General features: G+C 71.4%; 11 protein-coding genes and 1 riboswitch. Of the genes, 7 read left to right on the top strand and 4 right to left on the bottom strand.

What is annotated here, in order from left to right; translation table 11 throughout:
• Nucleotides 1-30 precede the first annotated feature (30 nt).
• Nucleotides 31-1698 carry a hypothetical protein gene (locus ACFWGN_RS03120; protein WP_377615788.1) on the top strand — a complete coding sequence of 556 codons (1668 nt, stop codon included), beginning with the start codon at nucleotides 31-33 and terminating at the stop codon, nucleotides 1696-1698.
• A 130-nt stretch (nucleotides 1699-1828) separates the two neighbouring features.
• Entirely contained in the window at nucleotides 1829-5233 is a 3405-nt protein-coding gene (locus ACFWGN_RS03115) for a CARDB domain-containing protein (protein ID WP_377615626.1), read from the top strand.
• Nucleotides 5234-5303: 70 nt separating this feature from the next.
• Here the strand turns inward: ACFWGN_RS03115 and ACFWGN_RS03110 are convergent, their stop codons facing one another.
• On the bottom strand, nucleotides 5304-6770 hold the full coding sequence (locus ACFWGN_RS03110; protein WP_377615625.1) for a PQQ-binding-like beta-propeller repeat protein: 1467 nt from the start codon (nucleotides 6768-6770) through the stop codon (nucleotides 5304-5306).
• 210 nt (nucleotides 6771-6980) lie between these two features.
• A riboswitch (SAM riboswitch) is annotated at nucleotides 6981-7083 on the top strand.
• A 5-nt stretch (nucleotides 7084-7088) separates the two neighbouring features.
• Between ACFWGN_RS03110 and ACFWGN_RS03105 the strand changes: the two genes are divergently transcribed.
• From ACFWGN_RS03105 to ACFWGN_RS03090, 4 genes are all read left to right on the top strand, one after another.
• Nucleotides 7089-7220: a hypothetical protein gene (locus ACFWGN_RS03105; RefSeq protein WP_377615624.1), complete on the top strand. Its 132-nt coding sequence runs from the start codon at nucleotides 7089-7091 to the stop codon at nucleotides 7218-7220.
• Complete coding sequence (locus ACFWGN_RS03100) at nucleotides 7217-8266, top strand: methylenetetrahydrofolate reductase (RefSeq protein WP_377615623.1); 1050 nt, start codon at nucleotides 7217-7219, stop codon at nucleotides 8264-8266. Before ACFWGN_RS03105 ends, ACFWGN_RS03100 begins: the two co-directional genes overlap by 4 nt.
• 20 nt (nucleotides 8267-8286) lie before the next feature.
• On the top strand, nucleotides 8287-10653 hold the full coding sequence (gene metE / locus ACFWGN_RS03095) for a 5-methyltetrahydropteroyltriglutamate--homocysteine S-methyltransferase (RefSeq protein ID WP_377615622.1): 2367 nt from the start codon (nucleotides 8287-8289) through the stop codon (nucleotides 10651-10653).
• Between the two features lie 149 nt (nucleotides 10654-10802).
• Nucleotides 10803-11387, top strand: coding sequence for a hypothetical protein (locus tag ACFWGN_RS03090; RefSeq protein WP_377615621.1), 585 nt, complete (start codon nucleotides 10803-10805; stop codon nucleotides 11385-11387).
• Nucleotides 11388-11562: 175 nt separating this feature from the next.
• Here the strand turns inward: ACFWGN_RS03090 and ACFWGN_RS03085 are convergent, their stop codons facing one another.
• The gene (locus ACFWGN_RS03085) at nucleotides 11563-11772 is read right to left on the bottom strand and encodes a hypothetical protein (protein WP_377615620.1); all 210 of its coding nucleotides are present in this window, start codon (nucleotides 11770-11772) and stop codon (nucleotides 11563-11565) included.
• A gap of 107 nt (nucleotides 11773-11879) precedes the next feature.
• Nucleotides 11880-12128, bottom strand: coding sequence for a DUF2630 family protein (locus tag ACFWGN_RS03080; protein WP_191801903.1), 249 nt, complete (start codon nucleotides 12126-12128; stop codon nucleotides 11880-11882).
• A 221-nt stretch (nucleotides 12129-12349) separates the two neighbouring features.
• Here ACFWGN_RS03080 and ACFWGN_RS03075 point away from each other — a divergent pair, with 221 nt between their 5' ends.
• A complete protein-coding gene (locus ACFWGN_RS03075; protein WP_377615619.1) occupies nucleotides 12350-12619 on the top strand; it encodes a GlsB/YeaQ/YmgE family stress response membrane protein in 270 nt (89 codons plus the stop codon).
• 175 nt (nucleotides 12620-12794) lie between these two features.
• Here ACFWGN_RS03075 and ACFWGN_RS03070 read toward each other — a convergent pair whose 3' ends face one another.
• Nucleotides 12795-13478, bottom strand: a complete 684-nt coding sequence (locus ACFWGN_RS03070) for a rhomboid-like protein (RefSeq protein WP_377615618.1) — start codon at nucleotides 13476-13478, stop codon at nucleotides 12795-12797.
• Nucleotides 13479-13522 lie beyond the last annotated feature (44 nt).

Raw genomic sequence — 13522 nt, 5'->3', positions numbered from 1 at the left:
CGGTCGCTCTTCGTCGGGCGTGGCGCGAACATGCCCTACGACACCTACGAGGCGGAGGACGGCGTCGTGGGCGGGGGCGCACAGGTCGTCGGGCCCAACCGGACCGTCGGTGACATCGCCGGCGAGGCGTCGGGCCGCAAGGCGGTCACCCTGAACACCACGGGCGCCTACGTCGAGTGGACCACCAAGGCTCCGACCAACACGCTCGTGACCCGGTTCTCGATCCCCGACTCGACGGGCGGCGGCGGGACCGACGCGACGCTCGACCTCTACGTCGACGGGCAGCTCCTCAAGACCCTCGACCTCACGTCGCGGTACGCGTGGCTCTACGGCAACGAGACCAACCCCGGCAACCAGCCCGGGGCCGGCGGCCCCCGCCACGTCTACGACGAGGCCAGCGTCCTGCTCGGGACCACCGTCCCGGCCGGCGCGAAGATCAGGCTCCAGAAGTCCGCGAGCAACACCTCCCGCTACGCGATCGACTTCGTCGACCTCGAGCTCGCGACGGCGCAGCCCAACCCGAACCCCGTCGCGTACGTCCAGCCCACGGGCTTCACGCACCAGGCGGTCCAGAACGCGCTCGACAAAGTCCGCATGGACACGACGGGCGCCCTCAATGGCGTCTACCTCCCGGCCGGCGACTACCAGACCGCGAGCAAGTTCCAGGTCTACGGCAAGGCCGTCGACGTCGTGGGAGCGGGCCCCTGGTTCACGCGCTTCTTCGCCCCGGCGTCGCAGGAGAACACCGACATCGGCTTCCGGGCCAAGGGCACGGCCAACGGCTCGGCGTTCCGCGACTTCGCCTACTTCGGGAACTACACGTCACGCATCGACGGGCCGGGCAAGGTCTTCGACTTCGCGAACGTCACGGACATGACGATCGACAACATCTGGGTCGAGCACATGATCTGCATGTTCTGGGCGTCCAACATGGACGACTCGGAGATCAAGAACTCCCGCATCCGCAACACGTTCGCGGACGCGCTCAACATGACCAACGGCAGCGCGAACAACCACGTGCACAACAGCTCGGCCCGAGGCACCGGGGACGACTCGTTCGCGCTCTTCGCGGCGACCGACTCCGGGGGCAGCGGGCAGCAGGGCAACGTGTTCGAGAACCTCACGTCGACGCTGACCTGGCGGGCGGCCGGTCTCGCCGTCTACGGCGGGCAGGACAACACGTTCCGCAACTTCTACATCGCCGACACGCTCGTCTACTCGGGCGTGACGATCAGCTCGCTCGACTTCGGCTACCCGATGGAAGGGTTCGGCCCCCTGCCGACGACGTTCGAGGGCATCACCGTGGTGCGGTCGGGCGGGCACTTCTGGGGCTCCCAGACGTTCCCGGCGGTCTGGCTGTTCTCGGCGTCGAAGAAGTTCAGCGCGATCCGGGTCGACGACCTCGACATCGTCGACCCGACGTACGCCGGGATCATGTTCCAGACGAACTACGTGGGGTCCACCCCACAGAACCCGTTCCAGGACACGGTCCTCTCGAACGTCTCGATCACCGGTGCCCGCAAGAGCGGTGACCAGTTCGACGCCAAGTCCGGCTTCGGCATCTGGGTCAACGAGGCCGCCGAGGCCGGCCAGGGTCCGGCGGTCGGCTCGGTCACGTTCAACAACCTGCAGATGAGCAACAACGTCCAGGACATCAAGAACACGACGTCGACGTTCACGATCGTCCGCAACCCGTAGCGGCCGATCGCCCGACGACGGGCTGCCGACCACCTCCCGGCCGCCCGTCGTCGGGCCACCCGGGTGGTCGTCCCCGACCACCCCGCACCCGGAAGACCGACCCGCCCTGGGCGGGAGATCAAGGACGATCATGAGAACACCGTTGAAGCACCTGGTCGTGGTGAGCACCGCGATCGCGCTCGTCGTACCGCTCGGCGCCGCAGCCGTGGCACAGGCCGCGGCCCCCGCACCGACCAACCTGGCCGTCGGCAAGCCCGTCGCGGCCTCGTCGGTCACGCAGAGCTATGCGGCCTCGAACGCGAACGACGACAGCACCAGCACCTACTGGGAGGGCGCGGGCGGGCAGTACCCCTCGCACCTGACCGTGAGCCTCGGCAAGGACGCCGACCTCGACCGCGTCGTGGTCAAGCTGCCGCCGCCCTCCGCCTGGTCCCCACGGACCCAGACCTTCTCGCTGCTCGGCCGCGCCGAGGGCGCGACGACCTTCACGACCCTCAAGGCCTCGGCGGCCTACCCGTTCGACCCGGCGACGGGCAACAGCGTCGCGATCCCGGTCTCGGCCGAGGTCGCGGACGTCCGCCTCGCCTTCACGGGCAACACGGGGGCGGCAAACGCGCAGGTCGCCGAGCTCCAGGTCTGGGGCACGTCCGTCGGGTCGGGCGAGCCGACGCCCGAGCCCACGGAGACCCCCACGGACCCGACCGGGACCAACCACGCCAAGAACCGACCGGCCGTCGCCTCCTCGACCGAGTGGCAGTTCACGGCGGGCAACGCCGTCGACGGGCAGCCGAGCACCTACTGGGAGGGCGCGGGCGGGCAGTACCCGTCGACGCTCGACGTGCAGCTCGCCTCCCCGACCGAGGTCAGCACCGTGACCGTCAGGCTGAACCCTGACGCCGCCTGGGGGCCGCGCACGCAGACCTTCTCGGTGTGGGGCAGGTCCGGGACCGGGGCCTGGCAGCAGCTCAAGGCCTCTGCCGCCTACGCGTTCGCGCCCTCGACCGGGAACACCCGCAGCATCACGGTGGCGGGGAGCGTCACCGACGTGCGGCTCCAGTTCACGGCCAACACCGGCGCGGGCAACGGCCAGGTCGCCGAGCTCGAGGTCTACGGCACCCCGGCCGCCAACCCGAACCTGACCGTCACGGCGGTCACCGCGACACCGGCCGCGCCCGACGCGACGACCCCCGTCGCGCTCACGGCGACGGTCAAGAACACGGGCGACCGCGCATCGGCGGCGACCACGCTGGACGTCACGGCCAACGGCCAGAAGGTCGGCTCGGCCGCGGTCGGTGCGCTCCAGCCCGGCGCGTCGACCCAGGTCACGGTCGCGATCGGCGCCCGTCCCGCGGGCCAGTACACGATCGGTGCGGTCGTGGACCCGACGAACACCGTGGTCGAGAAGGACGAGACCGACAACACCTTCAGCAACCCCACCCGGCTCGTGGTGACCGAGGCGCCCGGGCCGGACCTCGAGATCGTCTCGGTCTCGTCCACCCCGACCAACCCCGCCGTCGGTGCGGCCGTGACGTTCTCGGTGCAGGTGCGCAACCGCGGCAACCAACCCGTCCCGGCCGGTTCGGTGACACGTGTCGTCGCCGGCTCGACCACGCTCAGCGGCACGACGCCGGCCATCGCCGCGGGCGCGACCGTCACGGTCTCCCCGAGCGGCTCGTGGACCGCGACCGACGGCGGGGCCACCGTGACGGCCACGGCCGACGCGACCAGCGTCGTCGCCGAGACGAACGAGAACAACAACACGGGCACGCTCACCGTGACCGTGGGCCGCGGCGCGGCCGTCCCGTACACGACGTACGAGGCAGAGAAGGGCCAGTACACGGGCACTCTGCTCCAGGCCGACCCGCTGCGCACCTTCGGGCACACGAACTTCGCCTCGGAGTCGTCGGGCCGTGAGTCCGTGCGCCTGAACAGCACGGGCCAGTACGTCCAGCTCACCTCGACCGGCGCGACGAACTCGATCGTCGTGCGCAGCTCGATCCCCGACGCCCCCGGAGGCGGCGGCCAGGAGAAGACCATCAGCCTCTACGCGGACGGCCAGTTCGTGCAGAAGCTGACCCTGTCGTCCAAGCACTCCTGGCTCTACGGCACCTCCGACGGACCCGAGTCGCTGAGCAACACGCCCAGCGGCGACGCACGTCGCCTGTTCGACGAGTCCCACGCGCTGCTCGGCCGGTCCTTCCCGGCGGGCACGGTGTTCAAGCTCCAGCGCGACGCCGGGGACGACGCGGCGTTCTACGTCATCGACCTCGTCGAGCTCGAGCAGGTCGCTCCCCCGACCGCCAAGCCCGCGCAGTGCACGTCGATCACCGAGTACGGCGCCGTGCCGAACGACGGGCTCGAGGACACGGCCGCCATCCAGGCCGCGGTCACCGCGAACCAGAACGGCGAGATCGAGTGCGTGTGGATCCCGGCGGGGCAGTGGCGCCAGGAGAAGAAGATCCTCACCGACGACCCGCTGAACCGCGGCATGCACAACCAGGTGGGCATCAGCGACGTGACGATCCGCGGCGCCGGCATGTGGCACTCGCAGCTCTACACGCTCCTCGAGCCGCACCTCGCCCCGGGCGTCATCAACCACCCGCACGAGGGCAACTTCGGGTTCGACATCGACGACAACGTCCAGATCTCCGACATCGCGATCTTCGGGTCCGGCCGGATCCGCGGCAACAACGCCCAGGAGGAGGGCGGCGTGGGCCTCAACGGCCGGTTCGGCAAGAACACGAAGATCAGCAACGTGTGGATCGAGCACGCCAACGTCGGGGTGTGGGTCGGTCGCGACTACGACAACATCCCCGAGCTGTGGGGGCCGGCCGACGGACTGCAGCTCACCGGCATGCGCATCCGCAACACGTACGCGGACGGCATCAACTTCAGCAACGGGACGCGCAACTCGCTCGTCGCCAACTCGACGTTCCGGACCACGGGCGACGACGCGCTCGCCGTCTGGGCCAACCCCTACGTCAAGGACCGCACCGTCGACGTCGCCCACAGCAACGCGTTCCGCAACAACACGGTCCAGCTGCCGTGGCGCGCCAACGGGATCGCGATCTACGGCGGCTACGACAACTCGATCGAGAACAACCTGATCTCCGACACAGCGAACTACCCCGGCATCATGCTGGCGACCGACCACTCCCCGTTGCCGTTCTCGGGGACGACGCTCATCGCCAACAACGGGCTCTACCGCACCGGTGGGGCGTTCTGGAACGAGGACCAGGAGTTCGGTGCGATCACGCTGTTCCCGCAGACGCACGACATCACGGGTGTGATCATCCGCGACACCGACGTCTACGACTCGACCTACGACGGGATCCAGTTCAAGAACGGCGGCGGAAGCATGCCCGACGTCCGGATCTCGAACGTCCGCATCGACGGGTCGCAGAACGGGTCCGGGATCCTCGCCATGAGCGGTGCTCGCGGCAACGCGATCCTGTCGGGCGTCACCATCACCAACTCCGGTGAAGGGGACGTCGACAAGGAGCCAGGCTCGCAGTTCGTCATCTCGGGGAGCTGACCGAGGAGCTCGACCGTCGTGCGGTGCCGGGAGGTCCTGGCACCGCACGACGGCGCCCGCGCCGCAGACCTCATCCCAGCCCGGTCACCGCCGACCGGTCGGACCGCAACCGCCCCTGCGACGCCTGGAACACCTCGGGATCCCCGACGTGCTCCTGGGTCCACCGGACGTCGCCGCTCGCGAGGTCCAGCGCGACCACGGTGTAGCCCGCCGACGCGGCCGGCCCCACCAGGACGGCCGTGGCTCCGTCCGCGGCAGTGCCACCGACGAGCTGCGGCACCGCGTCGGACAGCGGGCCCACGGCGCGGCGCCACCGCTCGGCGCCCGTCGCGGGATCGAGCGCGACGGTCTCCCGGTCGACGGTCTGCACGATCACGGCGTCCGCGGTCCGGACGAGGACCTGCCGCGCCGCGACCTGCGCGGTCCAGGCGGTCGCACCGTCGGGGTGCAGCGCGAGCAACGCCTCGCCCTGGTCCAGCAGGACCAGGTCCGGGGTCGTCCCGTCGCTCACGCCGCCCTCGAGCACCAGGCCCTCGCTCGTCCACCGCACCGTGCCGTCGGCCGCGACGGCATCCACGGGCCCCGCCAAGGCCGTGCCCGACGACCGGAGGAACGTCCCGTCCCCCAGCGCGGCAACCCTCGTCAGGGCCACCGGCTCGTCGAGGACCAGGCCGCCAGCGGTCACGAACGACAGGAGGCCGCACCCGTACACCCCGGCCACGCCCGACCGGACGTCGATACGCAGGGCTTCACCGTACGACGTCCCGCACGTCCACTCCGCCCCCGTCTCCCGCACGGTCAGCCGCTGCTCCCACGCGGCCTCGCCCGTGCGCAGGTCGGTGGCGCGCACGACGGCCCCCGCCGTGTCCCTGGTCGCCTGGAGGATCACGCCGCCGACCCCGACCGTCGGGGTCCCTGCCGCCGGGTCGAGCACTACCCCGGCCGCCACCGAGCCGTCGAGGCTCACGAGCTGCGCGGTCACCTGGTCGGCTGCGGTCTCGAGGCACACGACGGACCTCGCCGACTCGTCTCCCGCGGCGGGGCCGGCGGGGTCGGCGTGACCTGCCGAGGCCTTGGGGCTCGCAGTGCAGACCTGTCCCGCGAGCCCGTCGAGCCGCCAGCGCTGGGTGCCCGTCCCGACGTCGAACCCGGCGAGTCCCGAGCGGCCCGGCAGCACCAGCAGGTCGTCGACGACGAAGGGCGTCCCCCCGTCGGTCGGGACGCTCCACAGGTCGCGTGGTGCACGGCTCAGGTCGAGCACGCCGGCGTCGGTCCTCTCGATCGCCTCGTGCGTGTCGTCCTGCGTCGGTGGGCGGTTCACGAGCACCACGGCGAGTGCGACCCCCAGCGCGGCGACGCCGACCACGAGGGCCGCGCGACGTCGTCGGGCCTGCAGGGAGCGCGCCCCGCGCGCCGGTCCACCCTGCCCTCCCGCGGGGTCTCGCGAGCCATGACCGTCCGGCACGTCGAGGGCGTGTCCCTCCGGGGAGTCGTCGAGCACGAACGTGACGGTCTGCTGGCTGCGTCGGCGGGGCACGCTCGGAGCCTAGTGGTCACAGGCGGGGCGCCCGACCTCCCTCGTGGCCGCCGACGGGCGTACGTTGGAGAAGCACCCGCTGGACCGACGGAGCACCGTGCGGGAGGGCAAGAGAACCCTGAAATGGGTCGAAACCGTGCCGCCAGACCCTTCTGTCTCACCCTTCGAGCAGTTACTGGCTCAGATCATGGATTCCCCCTACGATCATCAACACCATCCAGAGCGGTCGAGAGTCCTGGCTCGTTGACACCGCAGCAACCCCCCAACGGAAGCCTCCCGCGGGTACGGGTGCTACAGCCAGGTTCGATGGAGCGATTCATGACCGAGGCATCTTTCCGCGCAACCCCGCACACCGGGGTCCGGCGTACCGTCCACCGCACGAGCCGCACGGCCACCACCGCTGCGGCCACCGTCGGCGCACCCCTCGCCCTCTCGGTGGTCGCCCGATGAGCATCGTCGACCTGGGGCACTTCGGGCACGAGGCACCGCGACCCACGGTGTCGTTCGAGCTCATGCCCCCGCGCCGCCCCGACGCCGCACCCAAGTTCTGGGAGACCGCGCGCCGGCTCGTCGCGACCTCCCCCGACTTCGTGTCGGTCACGTACGGCGCGGCAGGCACGGACCGCGAGACCTCGCGCCGCGTCATCAGCCAGCTCCTGCACGGCACGCCCGTGCTGCCCATCGCGCACCTGACGTGCGTGGGGGCCTCGCGCGAGGACGTCGAGGACGTCATCACGGACTTCCTCGACGCGGGCGTGCGGAGCTTCCTCGCCCTGCGCGGGGACCCCCCGCGCGACCAGCCCGACTGGCGCCCCGCCGAGGACGGCGTGCGGTCGAGCACCGAGCTCGTGGCCCTGCTGCGCGAGGTCGAGGCCGCACGCTGCGCCGCGAGCCCGAGCGTCGCGCTGCGCGGCGCGGCGCGCCCCCTGACCATCGCGGTCGCGACGTTCCCCGACGGCAACCTCGCTGCGGGCACGAGCCGCACCCAGGAGGTGCGCCGCCTGTGGCAGAAGCAGCAGGCCGGCGCGGACTTCGCGATCACACAGCTCTTCTACGAGGCCTCGTCGTACATCGACTTCGTCGCCGAGGCGCGCGCCGCCGGGGTGACCATCCCGATCCTCGCGGGTCTCCTGCCCATGACGGACCCGGCCCGCCTCGCACGCGTCGAGGAGCTCACGGGCGTCCCGGCACCACGGCGCGTCGTCGAGGCCCTCGAGGCCGAGCAGGACCCCGCCGCGCGCCACGCCCTGGGCATCCGCCACTCGGTCGAGCTCGCGCGCCAGGTCCTCGCGGCCGGCGCGCCCGGCCTCCACATCTACACCTTCAACAAGCACCAAGCCGCTCTAGACCTGCTCGAGGGAGTCGACCTCGGCGGTGGGGCAGCGGGGGACGCCAGCAGCGTCTCGTCCCGCACCCCCGACCTGGCCAGCGGGCCGTGGGTCTCCGGCACTCCCCTTCCCTCCTCCGAGCCTGCCCTCGGCAGCGCATCGGTCTGATCAGTTCAGAGGTAATCACCATGAGTGCACCCACGTTCCCGTCCGGTTCCGTCCTCGGCTACCCCCGCATCGGCCCGCGCCGCGAGCTCAAGAAGGCCGTCGAGTCCTTCTGGGCCGGCAAGATCACCGCCGACGAGCTCGAGGCCACGGCCTCGGCACTGCGCGTCGCGGCCGCCCAGCGTCTCGTCGACCTGGGGCTCGAGGCCTCGTCGGGCGCCGTGCCCGGCTCGTTCTCCTACTACGACCAGGTGCTCGACGTCGTCGCTCTCCTCGGGGCGGTCCCGTCGCGCTTCGCGTCGCTCACCGACGAGAAGGGCGCGCTGGACCTCGCGGGCTACTTCACGGTCGCGCGCGGCGCCGGTGAGGACGCCCCGCTCGAGATGACCAAGTGGTTCGACACGAACTACCACTACCTGGTCCCCGAGATCAGCGAGTCCACGCCGTTCCGCTTCGCGGACGACCGCGTCGTGCGCCAGTTCGTCGAGGCGAAGGACGCGGGCGTCGTGACCCGGCCCGTCGTCGTCGGGCCCGTCACGTTCCTCGCGCTGTCCAAGGCCGCCGACGACAGCGCGCCCGGCTTCAGCCCGCTCTCGCGCCTCGCGGACGTCCTGCCCGTGTACGTCGAGCTGCTGCGCGCCCTGGCCGCAGCGGGGGCACCGTGGGTGCAGCTCGACGAGCCCGTGCTCGTGTCCGACTCGATCGACGTGCCCGCTGCCGAGGTCCGCGCCGCGATCACCGAGGCGTACCGGGTGCTCGCGACCGAGCTCGCGGTCGGCACGGAGCGTCCCGCGATCCTCGTGGGGGCACCGTTCGGCGGGCTCGTCGCCTCCGGGGAGGACGGTCTCGACGGCCTCGCGCTCCTGGCCGCGACCGACGTCGAGGCGATCTCGCTCGACCTCGTCAGGGGCGCCGTCCCGACGGGTCCCGTCGCGGGCCTCGAGGGCAAGACGGTCGTCGCGGGCGTGATCGACGGCCACAACGTGTGGCGTGCCGACCTCGCGGCGAAGCTCGCGCTCGTCGACCAGCTGTCCGGCCTGGGCGCCGGTGCCGTCACGGTCGGCACCTCGACCTCGCTCCTGCACGTCCCGCACGACGTCGAGGCCGAGGACTGGACGAACGGTTCGATCGACGCCCGCCTGCGCGACTGGCTCGCGTTCGCCGACCAGAAGGTCGGTGAGGTCGCGATCCTCGCTCGTGCGCTGACCGAGGGTCGGGACGCGGTCGCCGACCAGATCGAGGCGTCCCGCGCTGCGGTGGCCTCGCGCGCGGTGGCGAGCGGCGTCGTCGTGCCTGCGGTGCGCGAGCGCGCCGCAGCCCTGACCGAGGGCGACTTCTCGCGCGGCGACTACGCCGAGCGCGCGGCAGCCCAGCAGGCCAAGCTGAACCTCCCGCCGCTGCCGACCACGACGATCGGGTCGTTCCCGCAGACTCCGGAGATCCGCCGGGCGCGCGCGCTCAACGTCAAGGGCGAGCTGTCCGACGCCGACTACACGGCCGCGATGCAGGACGAGATCCGCCGCGTCGTCGAGCTCCAGGAGCAGATCGGCCTGGACGTCCTGGTGCACGGCGAGCCCGAGCGCAACGACATGGTCCAGTACTTCGCGGAGAACCTCGACGGGTTCGCGGTCACGGCCAACGGCTGGGTCCAGTCCTACGGCTCGCGCTGCGTGCGCCCGCCGATCCTGTGGGGCGACGTCACGCGCCCGGCCCCCATCACGGTCGACTGGTCGACGTTCACGGCGTCGCTCACCGAGAAGCCCGTCAAGGGCATGCTGACCGGTCCGGTCACGATCCTCGCGTGGTCGTTCGTGCGCGACGACCAGCCGCTGGGCGACACGGCCAACCAGGTGGGCCTGGCGCTGCGCGACGAGATCGCGGACCTCGAGGCGGCCGGCATCGGCATCATCCAGGTCGACGAGCCCGCGCTGCGCGAGCTCCTGCCGCTGCGCAAGGACGACCAGGCCGCGTACCTCGACTGGTCCGTCAGCTCGTTCCGCCTCGCGACCGCGGGCGTCGAGGCCGAGACGCAGATCCACACGCACCTGTGCTACTCGGAGTTCGGCGAGGTCATCGGGGCGATCGACGGGCTCGACGCCGACGTGACGTCGGTCGAGGCGGCGCGCTCGCGCATGGAGATCGTGCCCGAGCTGGCCGAGGCCGGCTACGCGCGCGGGATCGGCCCGGGCGTGTACGACATCCACTCGCCGCGCGTCCCCTCGACCGAGGAGGTCACCGAGCTCCTCGAGCTCGCCGTGAAGTCGATCGACTCGCGGCTCGTGTGGGTCAACCCCGACTGCGGCCTCAAGACGCGTCGCTACGAGGAGACCGTGGCCTCGCTCGAGAACCTCGTCTCGGCGACGAACGCGGTGCGCGCCCAGCTCGGCTGACGCCCTGAGCTCCCCGGGGAGCGGCAGGCCTGAGGCCGCCGCTCCCCGGGGAGCTCCCCCCATATCGCTGGGGAGCCCGCTACCAATAGCATCGGCGCGCACGCCATCGCTCCACCATGGGGCGAGGCTTCCGTCCCGAGGGGGGAACAATGCACGCCGCCGCACCCGTACCGACCACGACCGACCAGCCGCTCTGGGTCGAGGGCCGCAAGAAGATGCGGCTGACGGCCGCCGCCTCCCCGTTCCTGGCCGCGGCGCTGCTCACGATCATTGCGTTCCTGCGGTTCGGCGACGAGGAGAGCTTTGGGCTGTACCTCGTCATCGCGCTCGTCGCGGTGCTCGCGATCATCGTCCCGTTCCTCGTCTACTGGGTGCGCCAGGCCTCGCCGTTCTCGGTCGACCTCGCGGCCCGCACCCTGCGCATCGGCGACGGGCCCGCCCGCCCGTTCTCCGACGTCACCTACGCGTACACGCGGATCGAGCAGGGCTCGCTCACGCTGCGCTTCGGGTTCTCGGAGACCGACCGCACCGCGATCCTGCGCAACATCACGCAGGTCGTGAGCTTCCGCCTGCCCGAGGCCGACGCGCGCGCCCTCATGGAGGTCTTCGCGGGCTCGGGCCTGCCCGAGGAGAGTGCGTCCACGAAGGCCTTCATGGCGCAGAAGGTCCTGCTGGGCAAGGCCGACGCGATCGAGGTCGTCGCCGCGCTCGCGCAGCTCCCGCGCATCGCCTGAGGAGGGCCCAGCCTGAGGGGGCCCAGCCTGAGGGGGCCCAGCCTGACGCGGACGCCGCCTGACGTGGGCCCAGCCGGACGCGCTCTCGCGCCGCGGCCGCGGCGCGGCCAGGGAGATCGACGAGGGGCCCAGCACCGTGCGGTGCTGGGCCCCTCGTCGTGCGTGCGGTCCGGCGTCAGCGGTCCCGTCCGGCCATCGGGATGAAGCAGCCGAGGGTCACCATCGCGAGGCCCGCGGAGAAGATCCAGGCGTGGCCCGAGTCGACCGTGAAAGCCCACCCGAAGGCGACCATCCCGCCCACGAACAGGATGAACGCCACGAGGAAGCGGGCGATGGCCCCGGCTCGCTCGGTGGCCTCGTTGCGCTGCGTCGTCTGGCTGCTCATGCTCTTCGCTCCGTACTGGTCGTGTCGTTCGGTGGGGTCTCGCGGGCTCCCCCGCGCGAGCGGGAGGCGTCTGCCCGACGACGTCACGCACGCGAGGCGATCGGCCGTCAGTCCAGGTAGTGCTCCACCGTACCGGCATCCCGGATCGACGCGGCATCCGGGTCGCTCCCGAACTCCCGAGCGGCGTCGCGCTGACGCAGCAGGTCCCAGCACTGGTCGAGCTCGGTCTCGATCGCGCGGAGCCGCTCGTGCTCCTCCGACGCGCTGATCTCCCCGCCGGCGAGCTCGTCGCGCAGGCGACGCTCCTCTGCCACCAGGTCGCCGATGTACTGCCGGATCCCTCGGTCCTCGGTCATTCCCCCACGGTACGACCGGGGCGCGACGCGCGCCCGACGGGTCGTCGAGCCGCGCGCACGGGTATGCGTGGTTGCACCCGTCGCGACCCGTCGCAACCCGAATCGGCCGGAACGTGACGTGTCCGACGATCTACCCCATTCGGGGTGCGAGTCCCGTCGAGCGGTGTCAAGGTATGTACTTACCGGCCAATACGGCACATTCGGGACAAAAGGAGAATGACATGGGTTTCATCGCATTCATCGTTCTGGGACTGCTCGCCGGACTCATCGCTCGCGCCATCCTCCCGGGCAAGCAGACCGGATCGATCCTCATGACGATCCTCCTCGGTATCGTCGGCGCACTGCTCGGCGGCTGGCTCGGGAGCGTCCTGTTCTCGGCCCCGCTCGAGGACTTCTTCTCGATCCAGACGTGGCTGCTGGCGATCGTCGGCTCGGTCATCGTGCTGGGCATCTACGGGGCGGTGCGCGGCCGCAACGGTCGGACCGCCTGACCCACCCGCTCCCCCAGGCCGTCACCGCGCGCTCGTCGCGCCCCGTCCGGCCGCGGTGGCAGAGCGACGGGCCCGCCTCCTCGTCCTGAGGAGGCGGGCCCGTCGTGCATTCCGTCGGTCCGCCCGGACGCGACCCGAGGGAGCGGCACCGGGAATCCCTCCGACCGCGCCAGGGTCAACGCCCCGGGATGTCCCCCGCCCACCCGGCCGCCTGCCGGGTCCGACCCGCGACGAACGCGACCGTGAGCCCGATGACCAGCGCGGTCGTGTGACCGACCGCCGCGAAGTTCCGCTCCACGAACCCGGGGCCCACCCAGTAGACGACCACGAACGCGATCCACCACCAGCGCCACCGGCGCGGCACCACCACGGTGAGGAACCCCATCACCGTCGCCATGACGTAGCTGACCCCGACGTCGTCGACCCTCGCGACGCCCGGGTTGACGAACCCGTGGAAGATCCCGGTCGTCAGGACCATGGCCGTGAAGACCGTGGCCCCGACGTGGCCCATGAACCCGACCGCGAGCGCCCCGAGCCGGCCGACGAACCGTTGCGCGTAGGCCAGCACCACCAGGAGCTGGAGCACCAGGAGCACCTCGCCCGCGCTCGAGATGACGAACGCGCTCGCGAGGAGCACCGAGAAGGGGCGGTCGCGCAGGTTCGCGAGGTTGGTGCTCGTGTCCTCCAGGACCTGGTCGCGGGTCCCGTCGGGCAGGAACCACAGCACGACCGCGACCAGGAGGACCACGGTGCAGTAGGCGATCGCGAAGTCTGCCCGGCGGACCGTGCGCCACACGTCGGTCAGCGCGTGGCGCACGAGCTGCGGGGCGCTCGCGCTCCCCGTCGGGGCGTCCGTCATCACGCCACCGTACGTCGGGGCGGGCCCGCGAGCGCTCGGAAGTG

Source organism: Oerskovia sp. NPDC060338 (assembly GCF_042726295.1).
Lineage (GTDB): Bacteria > Actinomycetota > Actinomycetes > Actinomycetales > Cellulomonadaceae > Oerskovia > Oerskovia merdavium.
The sequence above is the reverse complement of the archived record's forward strand: the minus strand, read 5'-3'. Positions and strand labels throughout refer to the sequence as shown.

Excerpts from the sequence above, each read along its gene's own strand:
- ACFWGN_RS03080 (WP_191801903.1), bottom strand. The coding sequence starts at position 12,128 with ATGACCGAGGACCGAGGGATCCGGCAGTACATCGGCGACCTGGTGGCA.
- ACFWGN_RS03090 (WP_377615621.1), top strand. The coding sequence starts at position 10,803 with ATGCACGCCGCCGCACCCGTACCGACCACGACCGACCAGCCGCTCTGG.
- metE (WP_377615622.1), top strand. The coding sequence starts at position 8,287 with ATGAGTGCACCCACGTTCCCGTCCGGTTCCGTCCTCGGCTACCCCCGC.
- ACFWGN_RS03070 (WP_377615618.1), bottom strand. The coding sequence starts at position 13,478 with ATGACGGACGCCCCGACGGGGAGCGCGAGCGCCCCGCAGCTCGTGCGC.
- ACFWGN_RS03115 (WP_377615626.1), top strand. The coding sequence starts at position 1,829 with ATGAGAACACCGTTGAAGCACCTGGTCGTGGTGAGCACCGCGATCGCG.
- ACFWGN_RS03075 (WP_377615619.1), top strand. The coding sequence starts at position 12,350 with ATGGGTTTCATCGCATTCATCGTTCTGGGACTGCTCGCCGGACTCATC.
- ACFWGN_RS03105 (WP_377615624.1), top strand. The coding sequence starts at position 7,089 with ATGACCGAGGCATCTTTCCGCGCAACCCCGCACACCGGGGTCCGGCGT.
- ACFWGN_RS03085 (WP_377615620.1), bottom strand. The coding sequence starts at position 11,772 with ATGAGCAGCCAGACGACGCAGCGCAACGAGGCCACCGAGCGAGCCGGG.
- ACFWGN_RS03120 (WP_377615788.1), top strand. The coding sequence starts at position 31 with ATGCCCTACGACACCTACGAGGCGGAGGACGGCGTCGTGGGCGGGGGC.
- ACFWGN_RS03100 (WP_377615623.1), top strand. The coding sequence starts at position 7,217 with ATGAGCATCGTCGACCTGGGGCACTTCGGGCACGAGGCACCGCGACCC.